This is a genomic window from Kerstersia gyiorum (assembly GCF_048595715.1).
In the GTDB taxonomy this organism is placed as follows: Bacteria; Pseudomonadota; Gammaproteobacteria; order Burkholderiales; family Burkholderiaceae_B; genus Kerstersia; species Kerstersia gyiorum.
Window position 1 is genome coordinate 367605 of record NZ_CP169556.1, and the last position, 20124, is coordinate 387728.

The 20124-nt window shown below is 62.4% G+C and carries 17 protein-coding genes; 14 read left to right on the plus strand and 3 right to left on the minus strand.

Annotated elements, in window-relative coordinates; all coding sequences use genetic code 11:
• Positions 1–65 precede the first annotated feature (65 nt).
• Entirely contained in the window at positions 66–743 is a 678-nt protein-coding gene (locus ACEW7X_RS01620; RefSeq protein WP_068371263.1) for a ProQ/FinO family protein, read from the minus strand.
• Positions 744–1008: 265 nt separating this feature from the next.
• Entirely contained in the window at positions 1009–1887 is an 879-nt protein-coding gene (locus ACEW7X_RS01625; protein WP_420177523.1) for a pirin family protein, read from the minus strand.
• Between the two features lie 512 nt (positions 1888–2399).
• Between ACEW7X_RS01625 and ACEW7X_RS01630 the strand changes: the two genes are divergently transcribed.
• From ACEW7X_RS01630 to ACEW7X_RS01645, 4 genes are all read left to right on the plus strand, one after another.
• Positions 2400–2711 (plus strand): DUF485 domain-containing protein, encoded by a 312-nt coding sequence (locus ACEW7X_RS01630; protein ID WP_068371255.1) that lies wholly within the window; start codon positions 2400–2402, stop codon positions 2709–2711.
• Entirely contained in the window at positions 2708–4369 is a 1662-nt protein-coding gene (locus ACEW7X_RS01635) for a cation acetate symporter (RefSeq protein WP_068371252.1), read from the plus strand. The genes ACEW7X_RS01630 and ACEW7X_RS01635 overlap by 4 nt, the downstream gene beginning before the upstream one ends.
• Positions 4370–4694: 325 nt before the next feature.
• Positions 4695–6647 carry an acetate--CoA ligase gene (acs, locus tag ACEW7X_RS01640; protein ID WP_130487587.1) on the plus strand — a complete coding sequence of 651 codons (1953 nt, stop codon included), beginning with the start codon at positions 4695–4697 and terminating at the stop codon, positions 6645–6647.
• A 173-nt stretch (positions 6648–6820) separates the two neighbouring features.
• Positions 6821–7492, plus strand: coding sequence for a response regulator transcription factor (locus ACEW7X_RS01645; RefSeq protein WP_130487586.1), 672 nt, complete (start codon positions 6821–6823; stop codon positions 7490–7492).
• A 26-nt stretch (positions 7493–7518) separates the two neighbouring features.
• Here ACEW7X_RS01645 and ACEW7X_RS01650 read toward each other — a convergent pair whose 3' ends face one another.
• Positions 7519–8496, minus strand: coding sequence for a LysR family transcriptional regulator (locus ACEW7X_RS01650; protein WP_130487585.1), 978 nt, complete (start codon positions 8494–8496; stop codon positions 7519–7521).
• Positions 8497–8882: 386 nt separating this feature from the next.
• Between ACEW7X_RS01650 and ACEW7X_RS01655 the strand changes: the two genes are divergently transcribed.
• The 10 genes from ACEW7X_RS01655 (at position 8883) to ACEW7X_RS01700 (ending at position 20122) form a co-directional block, all read left to right on the plus strand.
• Positions 8883–10412 (plus strand): aldehyde dehydrogenase family protein, encoded by a 1530-nt coding sequence (locus tag ACEW7X_RS01655; protein ID WP_207224947.1) that lies wholly within the window; start codon positions 8883–8885, stop codon positions 10410–10412.
• On the plus strand, positions 10409–12283 hold the full coding sequence (locus ACEW7X_RS01660) for a thiamine pyrophosphate-binding protein (protein ID WP_242611503.1): 1875 nt from the start codon (positions 10409–10411) through the stop codon (positions 12281–12283). Before ACEW7X_RS01655 ends, ACEW7X_RS01660 begins: the two co-directional genes overlap by 4 nt.
• On the plus strand, positions 12280–13269 hold the full coding sequence (locus ACEW7X_RS01665; RefSeq protein WP_130487584.1) for a PhnD/SsuA/transferrin family substrate-binding protein: 990 nt from the start codon (positions 12280–12282) through the stop codon (positions 13267–13269). Before ACEW7X_RS01660 ends, ACEW7X_RS01665 begins: the two co-directional genes overlap by 4 nt.
• Before the next feature lie 76 nt (positions 13270–13345).
• The gene (locus ACEW7X_RS01670; protein WP_130487583.1) at positions 13346–13828 is read left to right on the plus strand and encodes a type II 3-dehydroquinate dehydratase; all 483 of its coding nucleotides are present in this window, start codon (positions 13346–13348) and stop codon (positions 13826–13828) included.
• The gene (locus tag ACEW7X_RS01675) at positions 13825–15417 is read left to right on the plus strand and encodes a GMC family oxidoreductase (RefSeq protein ID WP_130487582.1); all 1593 of its coding nucleotides are present in this window, start codon (positions 13825–13827) and stop codon (positions 15415–15417) included. Before ACEW7X_RS01670 ends, ACEW7X_RS01675 begins: the two co-directional genes overlap by 4 nt.
• A 154-nt stretch (positions 15418–15571) precedes the next feature.
• Positions 15572–16849: a TRAP transporter large permease gene (locus ACEW7X_RS01680; RefSeq protein WP_130487581.1), complete on the plus strand. Its 1278-nt coding sequence runs from the start codon at positions 15572–15574 to the stop codon at positions 16847–16849.
• Between the two features lie 24 nt (positions 16850–16873).
• Entirely contained in the window at positions 16874–17374 is a 501-nt protein-coding gene (locus ACEW7X_RS01685) for a TRAP transporter small permease (protein ID WP_165390060.1), read from the plus strand.
• A gap of 83 nt (positions 17375–17457) precedes the next feature.
• Positions 17458–18486 carry a TRAP transporter substrate-binding protein gene (locus tag ACEW7X_RS01690; RefSeq protein WP_130487579.1) on the plus strand — a complete coding sequence of 343 codons (1029 nt, stop codon included), beginning with the start codon at positions 17458–17460 and terminating at the stop codon, positions 18484–18486.
• Between the two features lie 6 nt (positions 18487–18492).
• The gene (locus tag ACEW7X_RS01695; RefSeq protein WP_420177524.1) at positions 18493–19305 is read left to right on the plus strand and encodes an SDR family NAD(P)-dependent oxidoreductase; all 813 of its coding nucleotides are present in this window, start codon (positions 18493–18495) and stop codon (positions 19303–19305) included.
• A 7-nt stretch (positions 19306–19312) separates the two neighbouring features.
• The gene (locus ACEW7X_RS01700; protein WP_165390059.1) at positions 19313–20122 is read left to right on the plus strand and encodes a sugar phosphate isomerase/epimerase family protein; all 810 of its coding nucleotides are present in this window, start codon (positions 19313–19315) and stop codon (positions 20120–20122) included.
• The last annotated feature ends 2 nt before the right edge of the window (positions 20123–20124 follow it).

The following is a 20124-nucleotide window of genomic DNA, read 5'->3' on the forward strand; positions in this document are numbered from 1 at the left end:
GCATAGGCGCCAGCAGGAACGGGCCTGGCTGCCGCGCAGCCAGGCCCTGCGCGGTTGCGCATGTATTACTGCGCCTGGTCCTGGGGCGCAGCGTTGTCGGCGGCGGTGTCAGGCTGGGCAGCAGTCAGATCCTGCGCCGGTACGGCCACGGCGGCCGCGGTTTCCACTACGGCGGGAGCCGTGTTTTCCGGGGCGGCATCTGTGGCCGGGGCAGCGGCAGGCTGGCCGGCTTCAGCCGCATCCGCCGGTTTGCGTGCGGCGGCAGCAGCCTTGCGGGCCTCGTTGCGCTGGCGCCAGGCCAGTTGGCGGGCACGCTGGGCTTCCGGTGCGGTTACCGTGCCGGCCGGTTCGCCGGCGAGGTCCACGCGCGTGGCGCCTTCGGTCAGGCACGCCCAGTAGCGGCTGCCCTGGCACCAGGTCTTGACGGCTTCCTTCAGCTCGTCCTGGCTCAGTTTCAGGGCTTCCGACTGTGCATACAGGTCGTTGTGGATACCCAGCTTGAGCGGGATCTTGGCGGCCGGCTTGCGGGGGAAGGCATTGGGGAATTGCCTTTGCAGGCGGGCAATGGCCAGAACGACAGGGTCAGCCGGAGGCGTGTCACGGCGCGCGCTCTTGGGGGCACCCTTCGGGCCCCGGGCTGGCGCCTTGTGCTGGCCACGGCGCTGCGGTTGCTGGGCGCCGGCCTGTGCTTTGGCTGCCAGCTCAAGCTCTCGCTTGAGCGCGGCAAGTTGTTCAAATCCCATAATGCCTTTGATTTCCGTTGATTTTGCGACCTGCCTGTCCTGGGCGTCCAAATGGGCCAGGGCAGGCTGGGTGACTGCATCCCGCCCGTTTCCGGGGCGCAGGATCTTCCCGCCGCGCAGGGTGGCGGGAAGGGCTTTGGGGGGATTGTAGTAGTTCTTGGCCCGAGCGCCAGTCCTGGCAGCGGCGCTGCGGTGTCATTGCAACGGGCTGTGATGGGATTGCCGCGCCTGCCGCCACACTTGCGGCGCATGGCGCGGCGGGGTTTCAGCGCTGGGCGGCTGGCATCTGGCCGAAGCGGCCGGCACGGAAATCCGCAAAAGCCTGGCGGATTTCCGTGGCGTCGTTCATCACGAACGGGCCCTGGCCCACGACCGGTTCCTCCAGCGGGGGTGCGCTGAGCAGCAGGAAGTCGGTACCGGCGCCGGCACCTGCTGCCAGGCGGACGCGGGTGCCCGCTGTATCCAGGTGGGCCAGGTGTGCTTCTTCGAGGCTGGCGGACTCATTGAGCCGCAGTGTGCCGTGGCGGGCGACCACCACGGCCAGGTGGCCTGCGGGCAGTTCGAGGTCCACCGCTGTCTCCGCAGCGACATGGCCGTCCCAGACGTTCATCGGACTGAAGGTACAGGCCGGGCCGCGCTGGCCGCCATACTCTCCGGCGATCAGGCGCAGGTGGCCGCCGCCGGGCAGCGCGGTGACGGGAATGCCGGTGCGCTGCAGGGTCTGGTAGCGCGGCTGGGCCTGCTTGTGCTCGGCCGGCAGGTTGACCCAGAGCTGGAACACCTCGAACAGGCCGCCGCTGCGCGCAAACGCCGGGGCATGGAATTCCTCGTGCAGAATGCCGGCGGCCGCCGTCATCCATTGCACGTCTCCCGGGCCGATGATGCCGCCGCCACCAGTGGAATCACGGTGCTCCACCTCGCCGTGATAGACGATGGTCACGGTTTCGAAGCCGCGATGCGGGTGCTGGCCGACGCCGCGCCGCGCCGTGGTCGGCGGGAAATGCATGGGGCCGCCGTAATCCAGCAGCAGGAAGGGATTGATCTTCTGGCCCAGGTCGTTATAGGTGAACAGCGAGCGCACGGGGAAGCCGTCGCCTACCCAGTGGCCAGCGGGAGGGGCGTGCAGGGAAAGAATCGGTTTCATCAGGAATGTTCCTTGTCGGGGCCGCGGCAGTGGACTGCCGAGGCGGATGCGTGTCAGTAGGGGGATGAGTATCAAGGTAAGGGCAAACCCCGTGTCTTGCCAGAGGCGCTAATGGACTGCATCGTTCCAATTTTCGTACTGCTGTCACGAAAGCCGGTCCAGGCGGCTGCTGCCGGGCGGTGGCTGTCGGCGTGGATGGCAGGGGAATCCCTTAGATATTTCGGAAGGATTGATATAAGTCAAAGCTGGCAGGCCCAGGTGCAGCGGTGCCGGCGGTTTCCTTGTTCTGCCCGGAAACCCGCGACAGGCAAGGCTTTGCGGCGATGTTGCAATGCGGCGAGGGCCGTGTTGCTGGCGGCCACCCATGGTTTTCCTGTACGACCAAAGTCGCCTGTTCCCGGGGCTTGCAGAGGTCTAAATTGCCAGTCAGAGGATTCCCGGCGCGTGCCGTTTCCACACGGGCGCATGGCAAATCCCGATACCTAAATATAAGAAAACAGGAGACAGGCGACATGCAACCCAATGACGTTGTACCCGCCGTAATGCGGCATCCGAAGTACCAGGAGCTGCTGCGAAAACGTAGTCGCATCAGCATGACCTTCTTCATCATCACGCTCGTCCTCTACTCGGGCTTCGTGCTCACGCTGGCTTTCGACCCGGTGCTCTTCGGCCAACCTATCGCGCCTGGCTACACGCTCAGTATCGGCGTGCTTTCCGGTGTCCTGATGTGCATCATCGCCGTGGTGCTGATTGCTGTCTATGTCAGCATTTCCAACCGCGTTTTCGATCCGCTGATCGAAGCCATCGTGAAGGATGTGTCATGAAGAAGCTGCTTACCGCCACACTGCTTTCGATGGCATGTGCATCGCCCGCCTGGGCTGCGCAGGGCCAGGCCAATACATCGGCCATTGTCATGTTCCTGGTCTTTATCGCCGGAACCATGTTCATCACCTACTGGGCGGCTCGCCGTACCCGCACCACGTCTGATTTCTATACCGCAGGCGGCGGCATTACCGGCTTCCAGAACGGCCTGGCCATTGCCGGTGATTACCTGTCCGCCGCATCCTTCCTTGGCATCATCGGCATGGTCTATGTCAGCGGGTTCGACGGCGTGATCTACGCCATCGGCTTCCTGTTCGGCTGGCCGGTGGTGATGTTCCTGATCGCAGAACGCCTGCGCAACCTGGGCCGCTACAACTTTGCCGATGTGACTTCGTTCCGCCTGGAACAGAAGTCCATGCGCATCCTGGCGGCCAGCGCCTCGCTGATCATTATCGCGCTCTACCTGATTGCGCAGATGGTGGGGGCGGGCAAGCTGATCCAGCTGCTGTTCGGCCTGGAATACAAGTTCGCCATCCTGATCGTGGGCGCGCTGATGATGATCTACGTGACCTTCGGCGGCATGACGGCCACCACCTGGGTGCAGATCATCAAGGCCGTGCTGATGCTGTTCGGCGCGACGCTGATGACGGTGCTGGTGCTGGCGGCCTTCAACTGGGACCCGAACGCCATGGTGGCCGAAGCCGTGCGCGTGCACCCGTCTGGCATTGCCATCATGTCGCCGGGCGCGTCGGTCAGCAGCAATCCCATCAATGCCTTGTCGCTGGGCCTGGCGCTGGCCTTCGGTACTGCCGGCCTGCCGCACATCCTGATGCGATTCTTCACCGTGGCCAACGCCAAGGAAGCGCGCAAGTCGGTGATCTGGGCCAGTACCTTCATGGGCTATTTCTACATCCTGACCTTCATCCTCGGCTTTGGCGCCGTGGCCTTCCTGGTGCGTCACCCCGAGTTCTTCATCACCGGCCCGGATGGCAGCTTCGACCTCATCAAGAGCCTGATCGGCGGCACCAACATGGTGGCGGTGCACTTGGCCAACGCCGTGGGCGGCAGCATGCTGCTGGGCTTCCTGGCTGCCGTGACCTTCGCGACCATCGTGGCCGTGGTGGCAGGCCTGACGCTGGCTGGCGCTGCAGCGATCTCGCATGACCTGTATGCCAACGTGATTGCCAAGGGCCGGGCGTCCGACCGCGACCAGTTCCGCATCTCGCGTATTTCGACCGTGGTGCTGGGCGTGTTGGCCATCCTGCTGGGCATCATCTTCGAGAACCAGAACGTGGCGTTCATGGTGGGCCTGGCTTTCGCCATCGCGGCCAGTTCCAACTTCCCGGTGCTGGTGTTGTCGATCTCCTGGCGCGGCTGCACCACGCGCGGTGCGACCATCGGCGGCTTCCTGGGCCTGGTGACGGCTGCTGGCTGGGTGATTCTGAGCCAGACGGTATGGGTGGATGTGCTGGGCTTTGCCGAGCCGATCACGCCGTTCCCCAACCCCGGCATCCTGTCGATCCCGCTGGCCTTCGTTGCAATCTGGGTGTTTTCCAAACTGGATACCAGCAAGCGTGCGAAGTCCGAACAGGCAGCTTTCGATGCCCTGACCGTGCGCAGCCAGACCGGCATCGGCGCTGCCCAGGCATCCGACCACTGAAGTCCCGCAACCGGCGGCCTGCCCGGCCTGCCGGTTGCTGCAGTGCGGCACGATTTGTGCCGGCCTGCGGGTTCAAGGCAGGCAAAAAAAGCAGTACTGTAGGAGTGGTGTGGCTGGCCGGATCGCCCGGCACGTTCTGCCCTGATGCCAGGGAACGAGACGAACGGGGCAGGCGGCAAGGCCGGTGCATAGGGAGTTCCGGATGGATCTCCCGGCTCTTTACGGCGGGTGCCGGCGCCATGCCGGTGCTGCTTTGAGCAACCTTATATAACCAGGTCCTGCGCCAAGGTAGCGCAGGAGGATTTACCAAGAGAAGAGGCAATTCATGACTGAGCAGCAAGAACGCTATCCGGTGCCCCAGGGCTTCGCGGGGCCCAATACGGTGACGAAGGAACAATACGAGCGCCTGTATGCGGAATCCGTCAGTGATCCGGAAGGTTTCTGGCGCCAGGTGGCCAAGCGTGTGGACTGGTTCCGCGAGCCCACCGAGATCCGCGATGTCAGCTTCCTGGAGGAAGATTTCCGCATCCGCTGGTTCGCCGATGGCGAGCTGAACGTCAGTGTGAACTGCCTGGACCGCCACCTGGCCGAGCGCGGCGACAAGACCGCCATCATCTGGGAGCCGGACGATCCTTCCCAGGCCGCGCGCCATGTGACCTATCGCGAGCTTTATGAGCGCGTGTGCCGCTTTGCCAACGTGCTGCGTGCCGAAGGCGTGAAGAAGGGCGACCGCGTCACCATCTACCTGCCGATGATCGTCGATGCTGCCGTCGCCATGCTGGCCTGCGCGCGCATCGGTGCGATCCACAACGTGGTGTTCGGCGGCTTCTCGCCGACCTCCATCGCCGACCGCATTCGCGACTGCGGGGCGTCGGTTGTGATCACTGCCGACGAAGGCCTGCGCGCGGGCCGTACCATCGCGCTCAAGGCCAATGTCGATGCCGCCCTGAAGTTGCCGGGCGTGGATACCGTCAGGCGCGTACTGGTGGTGCGCCATACCGGCAATGACGTGGCCTTCGACAGCTCGATCGACCGCTGGGTGCACGAGTTGATCGACAACGTGCCGGCCGAGTGCGAACCCGAGCGCATGAATGCCGAGGACCCACTGTTCATTCTCTATACCTCCGGCAGTACCGGCAAGCCCAAGGGCGTGCTGCATACCACCGGCGGCTATCTGGTGTATGCCGGATTCACGCATGAAAAGGTCTTCGACCTGCGCGAAAACGATGTCTACTGGTGCACGGCCGACATCGGCTGGATCACCGGTCACAGCTATATTGTTTACGGCCCGCTGGCCAATGGCGCGACTACCGTGGTGTTCGAAGGCGTGCCCAGCTATCCGGACGCATCGCGTTTCTGGAATACGGTGGATAAGCACCAGGTCACCATTTTCTATACGGCGCCTACCGCCATCCGTTCGCTGATGCGCGAGGGCGAAGGCCCGGTCAAGAAATCGTCGCGCAAGTCGCTGCGCCTGTTGGGCACGGTGGGTGAGCCCATCAACCCGGAAGCCTGGCGCTGGTACTACGAGGTCGTGGGCGACAGCCGCGTACCTATCGTCGACACCTGGTGGCAGACCGAAAACGGCGGTGCGCTGATTGCGCCGCTGCCGGGCGCCATGGACCTCAAGCCGGGTTCGGCTACCAAGCCCTTCTTTGGTGTGAAGCCCGCGCTGGTCAATGCCAATGGCGAAGTGCTGGACGGTCCGGGTGAAGGCAACCTGGTCATTCTGGATTCCTGGCCCGGCCAGGCGCGCTCCGTGTATGGAGACCACCAGCGCTTCATCGACACCTATTTCAAGACCTACCCTGGTACCTATTTCACCGGTGATGGCGCGCGCCGCGATAACGATGGCTACTACTGGATTACCGGCCGCGTGGACGACGTGATCAACGTCAGCGGCCACCGTATCGGGACGGCGGAGCTGGAGAGCGCGCTGGTCGAGCACCCGTTGGTGGCTGAAGCAGCTGCCGTCGGCTTTGCACACGACCTGAAGGGGCAGGGCATCTACGTGTACGTCACGCTGGTGGCTGGCCACGAGGGCAGCGAGGAGTTGCGCAAGGAACTGGTCGCGCACGTACGCAAGATCATCGGCCCGATCGCCACGCCGGACCACCTGCAATGGGCCCCGGCATTGCCCAAGACCCGCTCCGGGAAAATCATGCGCCGCATTCTGCGTAAAATCGCAGAAAACGCGCCGGATCAACTGGGCGACACGACAACGCTGGCCGACCCGTCCGTGGTCAACGACCTGCTGGAAGGCCGTCGCGTGCCGTAGCATTCCTGTCGGCCCTTCTTGGTTACCAGCAAGCGGGGCGGCAAGATGTTCCGGACGCAGCAGGAACGCGGCGCTGGCTCAGCCCAGGCCGCGGACCCAGGAGCCCATGCTGCCTTTCCAGGGTAGCGTGGGTTCCGGTGTCGCAATGCATCGCGGCAAAGGGCCGGGGACACATGAAAGAACTATTACTTGCTGACGACCACCCGCTGTTTCGCGAGGCACTGCGGGGCGTGGTCGCGCGCGCTTTCCCGCAGACCGATATCCTGGAAGCGGACAAGCTGGAGCAGCTCTACGACCTAGTTGAATCGCATCCAGACGCGGATATCCTGCTGCTGGACCTGGATATGCCCGGCGCGCAAGGTTTCGGCGCCCTGGCACATGTGCGGGCGCTGCACCCGCAACTACCCATTGTCATTGTCTCGGCGCATGAGGATCCCGCCGTGGTGCGCCGGGCGCTGGATCATGGCGCCATGGGTTTCATTCCCAAGTCGGCCAATGCCAACCTGATGGGCCATGCGCTCAAGCAGGTGCTCGACGGCACGCCCTGGGTGCCCGAAGGCATACTGCTGGCGCCTGGCGCCGATGCCGAAGAATTGAATGTCGGCAGGCGTGTCGGCGAACTGACGCCACAACAGTTCCGCGTATTGCAGATGGTGGTGGCAGGCAGGCTGAACAAACAGATTGCCGACGATCTTGGCGTTTCCGAGGCGACCGTCAAGGCGCATATGACGGCCATCATGCGCAAGCTGGGGATTTCCAACCGGACCCAGGCTGTGGCTTTGGTTGCCAGGCTGGGCCTGGCCCATGAAAACGGCGAAGGGTTCGAGCAGCATTTGGCGGTTTGAACCGATCGTCTTGGCTTTCCTGTGTGTCAGGCGGCAGGGCCGGTTTTGCCACGTATGTGGGCCAAGCCTTCCCTGGGCAGGCCAAGCGGCCCCAGCGCTTCCATGAAGCGCGCCATTAATTGCCCAATGAATGCCATGATGTTTTCTTCTCCCGGGAAGCCCGGACGCCGGGCCTGGCGCGTCACGTAGAGCGTACGCTGCAGTGCCGGGTTGGCGATGCGCAAGCCTATCAGCGTGCCCTGCTTGAGTTCCTGCATGACGCTGCCATAGGGCATGATTCCGGCTGCCTTGCCTTTGGAAATCAGGCTTTTCATCATTGAGATGGACGAGGCCTCGAAGTCTATGCGCAGGGAGTGGCTCAGATTTTCAGCGGCGGTGAGTACCAGTTGGCGTGCCGGGTCGCGGTCTCCTGCCAGAACCAGGGGGTGTGTCAAGGCTTCCGGTAGGTCGATGTAGCCACTCTTGCGATCGTGAATGGTATCGAGCAGGCCAGCCTGGGGCGCAGCAACGAACAGCAGGTCTTCATCCAGCAGGGGAATGCGCAGCAAACCCGGTTTGTCGGCGACGCCGTAGGCGATTGCCAAGTCGATTTCGTCGCGCTCCAGCGCATCGACCAGCACATAGCTCATTTCCTCGACGATGCTCAGGTGCATGTCCGGCATGGCGGCGTGTGCGGCAATGAAGAGATCGCTACCCAGTACGTTCGCCAGTCCGGGGGTGACACCCAGTACCAGTGTGGCCTTGTCCAGTCCGGCATGCGACATGATCTCGGTGCGGGTCTCCTCGACTTGTCGCAGGATATCCGTGGCGCGTTCGTAGAGCAGGCGGCCGGGGTGGGTGGGCAGCACACCGCGCGAGTGCCGAACCAGTAGCGGCACCCCGAGTTCGTTTTCAAGCTGCCTGATCTGCAGGCCCAGTGCCGGTTGGGCAACATAGAGCTGCTCCGCTGCCCGTGTCATATTGCCGGTTTCGATGACTTTGGCAAAGTAACGCAATTGACGCAAGTTAATGATTGTCTCCTTGGGCCAGGGGAACAGTTATGCCTGATTCCATCCCTGTCTGGCCAACATATTTAAAAAGAATCCCCCCACATTCGGGTCGCTGATGCTGACGCCAGATGGCCCGCTTGCGCTGCTTGCCATGCTGTTCAGGCATGGCAGCTGCCAAGAATACCCAAGAATATTGTAGGGGGATGCGCCTGTTGCCTGTATGCCCATGTGGCCAGGGGAAGATGGCCCGGCGGCGTGATGCAGCGCTGGCGAGGGTTTGCCGAGGAAAACTTTTTGCTTTGGACTCACCCATGGAAACGGTATTGGATCGTGTCGGCCCGCCTGCCTAAGATGCCTGACAAGAGTGGGGATACCAGTCAATCGAGGAGTTCAAGGTGGCGATGGATCAGGATATGGCGGGGCCTTTGCCGGACACCGCAATGGTGTTGCCGGAGCATAGGGCGTTGTTCTATGGCGGTGCGTGGCATGACGCGGCGCAAGGCCGTACGTTTGAAGTGTTCAGTCCGGGAAGCGGTGTTTCGCTGGGCCGGGTGCCGGACGCAGCGGACGAAGATGTGGACGCTGCCGTGGCAGCGGCACGCCAGGCTTTTCCGGGATGGCGGGATACGGCGCCTGCCGCTCGGGCGCAATGCCTGCGGGCAGCGGCGCAGATCGTGCGCGAACATGCCCAGGCGCTGGCATTGCTGGATGCGCTGGACTGCGGCAATGCCTTCCAGGCGTTATTGGGTGACGCCGCCATCGCTGCCGCGCAGCTGGATTTTTTTGCAGGCCTGGTCACGGAAATCAAGGGCGATACCATTCCTATGGGGGCGGACAGGCTCAATTATTCGCTGCGTGAGCCCTTGGGCGTGGTGGCGCGTATCGCCGCTTTCAACCATCCATTCATGTTTGCTGCGGGCAAGATGGCTGCGCCGCTGGCCGCTGGCAATACCGTGGTGATCAAGCCGCCGGAGCAGGCGCCGCTCTCCGCCTTGCGGCTGGCCGAGTTGCTGCAGGATGTTTTCCCTCCCGGTGTGTTGAATGTGGTTTGCGGCAGTGGCAAGGACACGGGCAGGCGCCTGGTGCGTCATCCTGATGTCGCCAAGGTCGGGTTGATCGGCAGTGTGGCGGCAGGCAAGGCGGTCATGCGCGATGCGGCGGATACGCTCAAGCCCTTGCTGCTGGAACTGGGTGGCAAGAATGCGCTGATCGCACGGCCGGATAGCGATCCGCAGGCGGTGGCTTGCGCCGTGGTAGCGGGCATGAACTTTGCCTGGTGCGGCCAGTCTTGCGGCTCCACCAGCCGGGTGTTTCTGCATGACGACATCCATGACGAGGTATTGCGTTTGCTGCCTGCGCAATTGGCCCGTTTTCGTCCTGGAAAGCCAGAGTCGCCGGCGACCGCCATGGGGGCGATCGTGGATGAACGTCAGCATGCACGCATCCTGGCATTCATCAAGCAGGGCCAGGAACAGGGCGCGCAATTGATCTACGGCGGCAATGTGCCGACTGAGCCGGCCTTGGCTGGCGGGTTTTATATCGAACCCACGGTCTTTACCGGCGTCACGCCTGCAATGGCACTGGCGCGCGAAGAGATCTTCGGGCCGGTCCTCTCGATCTTGCGTTGGCATGACGAGGCCAGCCTGTTGCGTGACGTCAATGGTCTGGATCTTGGGCTGACGTGTTCGATCTGGACCCGCGACCTGTCCGCGGCATTGCGCCTGGCACATGCCGTTGAGGCAGGCTATGTCTGGGTCAATGAGGTTGGGCGGCATTTCCTGGGCGCGCCATATGGCGGTTTCAAACAATCTGGTACCGGGCGTGAAGAATGCCTGGAGGAGTTGCTGGCGTTTACCCAAAGCAAGAATGTGCATGTGCGTTTTGATCGCACGGGGGGATCAGCCGCTGGACAAGGAGGAGTTGAGGAATGACAACGACGAAGAATGAGCAGCCTGTCGGGTTGCCCGCCGATGCTGGCGTGGATGAAGGCAGGAAACTGGAGCAGCCCGTGGGCATGGGCGCGCAGGGCGCAGTGTTTGGCAGCGATGTCATCGCGGAAACATTGCGGGCGATGGATATCCCATATATCGCCTTGAACCCCGGGGCGAGCTTTCGCGGCTTGCATGACAGCCTGGTGAACTACCTGGGCAACGTCAAGCCCTCCTTGCTGTTGTGCCTGCATGAAGAGCATGCGGTTGCTATTGCGCATGGCTATGCGAAGGTGACGGGCAAGGCCATGGCGGCTGCAGCGCATTCCAATGTGGGCCTGTTCCACGCCACGATGGCGGTTTTCAATGCCTGGTGCGACCGCATGCCACTCTTGTTGATTGGCGCGACCGGGCCGGTGGATGCCTCGCATCGTCGTCCATGGATCGAGTGGATCCATACCGCCAGGGACCAGGGGGCGATAGTCCGGCCCTATACGAAGTGGGATGATCAGCCTGCTTCGCCAGCAGCTGCGAGTGAAGCATTGATGCGTGCGATGTGGCTGGCGGAAACCGCGCCCAAGGCGCCGGTCTATATCAATCTGGATGCCGGCCTGCAGGAGCAGCCTTTGGATCGCATGCCGGAACCGCTGCCCGAAGCGCGCTATCGGCCCCAGGTCAGTGCCGGGGTGTCTGTGCGCCAGGCGCGTGAACTGGCGGAAATATTGTCAGGTGCGGAGAGGCCTGTGATTCTGGCGGGACGCGTGTCGCGGTGCGAGCGCGCCTGGGCCGCGCGCATTGCATTGGCCGAAGGCTTGGGCGCCAGGGTGTTGACGGATCTCAAGGTGGGCGCGGCATTCCCGACCGATCATCCCTTGCATGCCGGAGCGCCAGGCATCTACGCCACGCCTGAAGCCCTGGAGGCAGTGCGGCAAGCCGACGTCATCCTGAGCCTGGACTGGGTGGATCTGGCCGGGCTGGAACTGGCTGCGTATGGGCGGCAAGCGCCGCGCGCCACGGTCATCCAGGTTTCGCAGGACTATACGGTCCATAACGGCTGGAGCATGGATCACCAGGCTTTGCCGATTGCCGACGTGCATCTGGCGGCTGAGCCCGATGCGGTGGTGGCGGCTTTGGTCGATGAAATGGGCTTCGATGCGACACGCCAGGACGAAGAGGTTTTGCCGGCCAGGGCGCTGCCCAGTTTGCCGGCCCTGGATAGCGCGCTGATCACGATGGCGCATCTGGCATCGGGCTTGAGGGAAGCGGTGGGCAAGCGCAAGGTGTCCTTGGTGCACTTGCCACTGGGTTGGGATGGCGCTTTCTGGCCGTTGCGCCACCCGCTGGACTTCCTGGGTTCGGATGGCGGCGGCGGTATCGGCGGCGGGCCGGGTATTTCGGTGGGAGCCGCCCTGGCCTTGCGTGGAACGGAACGTTTGCCGGTGTGCATTGGCGGCGATGGTGATTTCCTGATGGGGGCGACAGCGCTTTGGACAGCGGTGCACTATCGGATTCCGCTGCTGTACCTGGTGGCGAACAATCAATCGTTCTTCAATGATGAAGTGCACCAGGAACGGGTCGCACGCATGCGAGGACGTCCGGTAGAGAACAAATGGATCGGGCAGCGCATGGTCGATCCGGAGATCGACATTGCCGGTCTGGCACAAGCGCAAGGCGCGCTGGGCCTTGGGCCAGTACATCGGGCGGACGAGCTGCCGGCAATACTGGCGCGTGCGATTGCACACGTGGATGCGGGAGGCGTGGCAGTGGTGGATGTGCGGACGCAGCCGGGCTATACACCGGCGATGGTCGCGTCCCTGACCACGGAGCCTGGTGCCGGCAGCCAGGCGTCCGCTGCCGGGGAGGCAGGCAAATGACGTTGCAGCTTTCCTTGGCAATCGGCCCCTATGACCGCAACCAGGCCATCATTGATGGCCGGGCCCGGATTGACGGGGTGAACCCTGTCGTCATGCCGCTTTCTCCGGAAGAAATGTTCTTTCGTGCCATGCGTCATGAAGCCTTCGATGTCTGTGAACTGTCACTTAGCAGCTACGTGCTGCGCACTGCCAGGGGCGACTGCCCGTATATCGGTGTGCCCGTCTTTCTGTCACGTGCCTTCAGGCATTCCAGCATTATCGTGCGCTCGGACAGTGGGATACGGAAGCCAGCCGATCTTGTCGGCAAGCGGGTCGGGACGCCGGAATGGCAGTTGACGGCGAATGTCTGGACGCGTGCCTTCCTCGAAGAGGATTTTGGCGTGCATGCTCGCCAGATCCACTGGTTCAGGGGGGGCTTGGAAGAGCCTGGCCGGGTGGAAAAAGTGAAATTGGCGCTGGCGCCCGATATCGTGGTGGAGGACATTGGTCCTGGCGATACCTTGCGCGAGATGCTGGATAAGGGGGCGATTGACGCTTTCATGGGGCCGCGTGCGCCGACCAGCTTCCAGCCGGGCAACCCTGCGCTGAGGTGGCTGTTCGACGACCCCACTGCGGAGGCGCTGGCATTTCATGAGCGTACTGGCATTTTCCCGATCATGCATTTGCTGGGGGTGCGCAAGGAGCTGGCGGCGGCTCATCCCTGGCTGCCGGTAGCCCTGCAAAAAGCCTTTACCCTTTCCCGGGACATGGCGCTGGATGCGTTGGCGGATACCTCCGCCACCAAGGTCACATTGCCCTTCGTGGAAGAGCAACTGCGTCGTGCGCACGAATTCATGGGCCAGGATTTCTGGCGCTATGGCCTGGATGGCAATCAGGATGCGCTGACATATTTTCTGCGTCATCACCATGCCCAGGGGCTATCGCAGCGGCAGGTGGCGCTGGATGAACTGTTTCATCCGGCTACCTTGGAAAGTTATCGGATTTGAAGGGGGCGGCGTGTGCGGCAGCCTGGCTTGCAGTCTGCTTTACGCCTGCTACAGAGAAAAAAAAGAGGAGATAGCCATGAATCAAAGCAAACCCGTCGTGCTGGTCTTGAATGGGCCCAATACCAATCTTCTGGGGGAACGAGACCCCTCGCTGTATGGCGGCGCCACCTTGCCCGACGTCGAGCGTGTGACGCGTGCGCATGCCTTGGCGCGAGGCCTGGAGATTGATTTCCGGCAGTCCAACCACGAGGGCCAGTTGATCGACTGGATTCACGCGGCTCGTGGCAAGGTCGCAGGCGCCATCATCAATCCTGCCGCCCTGACGCATACATCCATGGCGATTCCTGATGCACTGCGCATCCTGGGGGTTCCGTTGGTGGAGCTGCACTTCGCGAATGTCTACCGCGACCCGGCCAAGGTGGAGCGGCAGCGGTCATATGTGCGTCCGGTGGCAACGGGTGTCATCCTGGGCTTCGGGCCTGGTGGCTACCTGTTGGCGGTTGATGCAGTGCACCAGCAACTGTTCCCGCCGGTGTTCCGCCAGGAGCAGGCGTCATGACGGCAGAAGGGTGCGACTATCTGATCGTGGGTGCAGGGCCTGCCGGCTGCGTGCTTGCCAACCGTTTGTCCGAGGACCCCGCCAACCAGGTGATATTGCTGGAAGCGGGCCCGCGTGATTGGCATCCGTTTATCCATATTCCGGCAACCTGCCTGTTCCTGCAACATGATCGTCGGTTTAACTGGATGTACATGAGCGAGCCGGAGCCCGGGCTGGACGGGCGGCGCATCAAGTATTCGCAAGGCAAGGTGCTCGGCGGCTCCAGTTCCATCAATGGCATGCTGCATGTGCGTGGCCAGCCTGCCGAGTATGACCGCTGGGCGGACGAAGGCTGCACAGGCTGGCGCTACGCCGATGTCTTGCCTTATTTCAAGCGTTCAGAAAGCTTCCAGGGCGGCGAGGATGCCTATCGTGGGCGCAGCGGTCCCCTGGGCGTGAGCCGCCAGGACAATCCGCATCCCTTGACGCTGGCGTTTGTCGAAGCGGCGGCCAGCCTGGGGTTTCCTGTCAATGAAGACATGAACGGCCCCCGGCGCGAAGGCGTGGCGCTGTTCCAGCAGAACAGGCGGGGGCGCTTTCGCGCCAACCCGGCGCAAACGTATTTGAGGCAGGCGCGTAAGCGCCGGAATCTGCGCATCATCAGTGAAAGCCTGTGCCGCGACGTGGAGTTCGAGCAGGGGCGGGCATGCGCGGTACGTTACCTGCAGCGGGGCCAGGAACGGCGGATTGTCGTTCGGCGGGAGGTCGTGATCAGCGCGGGGACCATCGGGTCGCCGGCCATCCTGCAGCGTTCCGGGATTGGCGCGGCGGAACGCTTGCAGGCCTTGGGTATTCCCGTCGTGCGGGACGCACCCGCCGTGGGCCAGAATCTGCAGGACCATTTCCTGGTGCGCGTGGCGCACAGGGTGCAGGGCATTGCCACGCTCAACGAGCGCACGCGTGGCCTCACGGCAGCCTGGGAGGCAATGAATTTTGCCGTCAAGGGGCGTGGCCTGCTCACGGCAGGAGCCGGCGCCGCCGCCTTGTTTTTCAAGGCTACGCCTGACTCTGCATGGGTGGATGCGCAGTTGAGTTTCGCACCCGGCAGCTTTGCAGCGCCCGGAGAGCTTGAGAAAGAACCGGGTATGACGGTGGGCGCCTGGCCGTCTTATCCGGCCAGCCGGGGGGCTGTCCATATCCGCTCTGCCGATCCCTGCGAACCACCGGAAATCCGTCCTAATTATCTTTCCGATGAGGCTGACCAGCGCAACCTGGTGGCGGCGCTCAGGATGGCGCGCCGCTTGCTTGATTCACCGGCGTTGGCACGATGGAGTCATGGGGAAACGATCCCTGGCAGCCAGGTGGAAAGCGATGACGAGATCCTGGCGTTTGCCAGGGAAAAAGGAATTTCCGGTTTGCACCTGGTGGGGACGTGCGCCATGGGTGACGGGCCGGATTCAGTGGTGGATGCAAGGCTGCGCGTGCGCGGTGTGCAGGGGCTGCGGGTGGTGGATGCATCGGTGATGCCCGCCTGCCCTTCCGGCAATTCACATGCGCCTACCGTGATGATAGGCGAGAAAGCGGCAGACATGATTTTGCAACGGCAGTGAGGGGGCGCTGCGCCAAAAGTGCTGTCCTGTTGCGGGATGGCCAGCCGCAGGCGTTTCTTTCGCGGCGCATGAAATAAGAAGAAAGGAGACAAAAAATGAGAGCAGTGCTTGGTGTGTCCGGCGACCGTGCCGGTCTGGGCAAAGGAGAGACAATATGAGTTTTGCGATAGTCGGGCTATTTCTGGCGATGTTGATCCTGGGAATGCCCTTTGCCTTTGCCATGGGCTTGGCAGCTTTGCTGGGTACGGTGCTCGGGGGCGGGTTGGATGCGCTGATCCAGTTTCCCATCATCGCCTACCAGATGCTGAATACGTCGACGTTCATGGCGTTGCCTTTGTTCATTCTGATGGGAACGCTGATTTTCCATGGCCGCATTGGCGACGAATTGTTCGCCCTGGCCAGTAGTTTCCTGGGGCATATACGCGGTGGCCTGGCGATCTCTTCCGTGGTGGCCTGCGCACTGTTCGCTGCGATTTCCTCATCCAGCCTGGCGACGGCTGCCACGATCGGCAGTATTGCCGTGCCGGCCATGCTGAAGGCGGGCTACCCGCGCAAGCTGGTGTTCGGGCCCGTGGCAGCGGGTGGGACGCTGGGTGTTCTGATTCCGCCCAGTGGCGTCATGATTCTTTATGGTGCCGTGACGGAAGTGTCGGTGGGCGACCTGTTCCTGGCCGGTATCGTGCCGGGCTTGATCCTGACCTTGCTGTTTTGCGGCATGACGGCTTTCCTGTTCCGCAACGATACGTCGCTGCGCCCGCCGAAGGCGACCTGGGCCGAGCGTGGCGCTGCCTTGAAGAAAGCCGGTTGGGCCTGCTTCCTGTCGCTGTCCGTCCTGGGTGGCTTGTACAGCGGCCTGTTCACACCCAACGAGGCAGGCGCCTTCGGCGTGGTCATGGCCTTGATCGTGACGGTTCTCATCAAGCGGACGATCACATGGCAGCAACTGCCCAAAGTGATGCTGGAAGGCACCAAGTTCTCGGGCTTTATCCTAGGCGCCATCGTGGCTTCTTCGCTGTTCAACCATTTGTTGATCGAGATGCGAGTGATTGAATCACTGACGCATTTCGCGCTGTCCGCTGATGTGTCGCAGACCACGGTGTTGATCATCATCGCCGCGCTGCTTGTCTTCCTGGGCATGTTCTTCGAGGTTTCGCCGCTGGTGCTGATCATTTCGCCGGTGCTGTTCCCGATCATTACTGCCATGGGGATAGACCCGGTCTGGTTCGGCGTCTTCCTGGTGGTCGCCATCGAGAGCGCCTTCCTGACTCCGCCTGTGGGGATGAACCTGTTCATCATCCAGGAGATCGGACGGCGATATACCAACACGACGTTTCGTGAAGTGTTGATGTCGACTTCGCCCTATCTGTTCTGCTTGTTGGCCATGCTGGTGCTCTTGCTGGTCTTCCCTGGCATGACGCGGGTTTTCCTGTAAGCGGACGATAAGGAGGAGATGAATATGTATGGCTTTCTATATTCCATTTGCCGCCTGGCGGGCGTGATTGCCGCAGTGCTGCTGGTCACGGTGGCGGGCATCGTGACCTATGAAATCGTGGCGCGCTATCTGGGCATGCCCACGCGATGGGTGCACGACCTGGCGATTTTCCTGGTGATCATCGCGGCATTCCTGGTGCAGGCGTCCGTCATGCTGGAGGATGCCCATGTGCGGGTGGATGTGTTCGTCGAAATGATGTCGTCGAAATGGCAGCGCGTCTGCTTCAGGGCGACGCTGGCCTTTGCCTTGCCCTATGTGGCGGCGATGGCGTGGAACGGCGGTGTGCTGGCGCTGGACGCCTGGGAAACGGGCCGCATGACGCCGGGGTTGTTCCGCATGCCTTACTGGATACCGTACTCAGCCATTCCGCTGGGGTTCGGCTTGTTGTTCATTGCCATGGTGCTGCAGATATGGCGCCCGCGCCGTGCATCCGAGAAAAGCGTGCAGCAGGAAGAAGCAAAGTAGCAGGCAGGTGATGGCCAGCTTGGAAAAACGAGTGGGCAGTTCTTTGTGGCAGTTCATTTTCGATACATATAACGGAGGAGACTATGAAAACAATCTACCGATCCCTGGCCGCGTTGTGTCTGGCGGCGCTGACGGTTGCGCCGGGTGCTGGCCTGGCTGATGACCGCAAGGTGCTGAAGCTGGCGCATCATTCGCCGGTATCCAATCACCTGTCGCGGGTGGCTGATGCCATGGCCAAGCATTTCAATGAAAAAAGCAGCCAGTACCGCATGGAAGTGTTTGGCGCAGGCACGCTGTATACCGAGAAAGGACTGGTCAATAGCGTGTCGTTCGGTGCCGTCGACATGATTTTCGCGGCATCGACGTTCTGGGAGGAAACCACGCCGGAAATGGCCGTGCTGGACTTTCCCATGCTGCTGGATAGCTATGCCAAGGCCCATGCCGCCCTGGATGGCAATATGGGCCGGGCATTGTCGTCCGCATTGGAGCGGGACAACGATATCAAGGTATTGGGGTGGATGGAGTTTGGCCTGAATGGCATGCTGCTCAACCGCGTGCGGCCGGTTCGTACGGTAGAAGACTTCAAGGGGCTGCGCCTGCGGGCGCCGAATACGTTTGCATCCATCATGCTGGAGTCCCTGGGAGCCAGTTCGGTGATCACGTCATCCAGCGAGGTCTACATGGCCCTGCAGCGCGGCACCATAGATGGCACGTTCACGGGGCCGAAGTCCGTGGTCGAACGCAAGTTTTACGAAGTGTCGAAGTACGCGACCTACCTGCCTGCTGCATTCAGCACGCAGCCGTTGGTCGTGGCCCAACGCACTTGGTCCAGGTTGGACGAGGGCACGCGAGCGCTGCTGCAGGAGACAGTCGCCATGGGGGCTGGCTTGAGCCGAGAGTGGGCCGAAGAAGACGTGCAACTGGGGATTGACGGCGCCCGCGAGCACCTGGGAATGCAGGAATTTTCGCCAGAAACATTGGCCGAAATCACAGCCCTGGCGGTTCCAGAGTCGGAAAAATATTTGAAGAAAGTCGCGGGTGACCGGGGCATGGAAATGCTGGATCTTGCACGAGCCGACGTGGCCGCGCTGGCAGACAGCCAAGAGGAGTGAGGAAGGATGGATCGTTTGTCAGGAAAGGGGCGGGTGGCCGTGGTCACGGGGGGCGCGGGCGGTATCGGTCGCGTCATATGTCGTACGCTGACGGCGCTGGGCTGGCGTGTGGTCGTTTGCGATATCAATGAAGACAGCATGAGAGACGTGGCAGCCGAGTGCGGGGCGCGGTTCTGGCGCATGGATATTCTGGACCGTGACGACGTGGAGAGAGTCGCTGACGCCATTGAAGCGGAAATGGGTCCGGTGGCGGCGGTCGTGCACGCTGCTGCCACGTTCCAGCCGCTGGCCCCGGCCGAAGACACCTCGGTGGAGGAGTGGGACCGTATCGCCCAGTTGGTGCATCGGGGCACTTTCCTGGTGGCGGTGGCATTTGGCAAGCGCATGGCTGCCAGGGGCGCAGGTTCGTTCGTGGGGGTATCCTCATGGAATGGTGTGCGGGCGGCACGCATGCATGCATATTGTTCTTCCAAGGCAGCTGTCAATTTGCTGATGGAAAGCATGGCCGTGGAATGGGGGCGTAGCGGGGTCCGTTTCAATACGGTGTCGCCTGGTGTCGTGATGACGCCCAGGGTAGCGGAACGCATTGCGACGGGGCAGCGCTATACCGTCAATCCTATCGAGATGACGGCATTGGGGCGGTTGGTGACGTCCGAGGAAGTGGCCGATACCATTGCCTTCATGGTGTCCGACATGGCTTCCGGCATCAGCGGCGCCAACTTGCTGGTGGATACCGGCACTGCCGTGACCCAGGCATGGACGCTTTTTGGCGGTATCCCTGGCGCGCGGCCGCGTCTGGCGGAGAGTACGCATGGCTAACCTTGTCATGGCATATCTCACTCTGGCGGAACTGGCGCCTGAGCAAATGGTGCGTGCAGCGGCTGAAGGCGGGTTTCGTGCCAGCGCCATCCGGTTGACCGGGCATCGTCCTGGTGACGAGTGGCCCCTGGATGTTTTCCGCGAAGCCGCTGTGGCGCAGTTGGCGGCAGTGGCTCGTGACAGTGGTTTGGCGCTGACCAGCGCATCAAGCTATCGCTTCACCGACCAAGTGCGGCCGTCCGATTATGAGCCAGTACTGGCCGCTTGCGCCCAGCTCGGTATCCATACGCTGGTTGCCAACTCTTTCCATCCTGACCGTGCGGGCGTGGCGGAGCAATTGCATGCGGTGGCAGAGTTGGGCAAGCAGTATGGCGTCCGGGTTGGCCTGGAGTTCATCCCTGTCAGCAAGATCCCTGCGCTGGAGGATGCGCTTGATGTATTGCAGCAGGCTGGTGCGGGGGACCGTCTGGGCCTGGTCATAGATGCCTTGCATTTGTGGCGCTCGGGTGGCGGGCCGGGCCAGGTGGCGAACGTCGACCCTGCCCTCCTGTTTTCCCTGCAATTGTGCGATGCCCCCTTGCGCTTGCCGCCAGGCAGCGATTTGCATGAGGAAATGCGACAGGGGAGGCTTTTGCCAGGGCAGGGCGAACTGGATTTGCGTGGGCTGATGGATGCCGTGCCTGCGCATATCGAACTGGAAATCGAAGCGCCCAATGCGCGCTACCTGGGCTTGCCGCCTGCGCAGCGTGCCCGTGAGGCGCGCGAGGCAGGCGAAGCCTTCCTGGCGAGCCTGGGGACGGGCTCAACGGCCAGATAGGC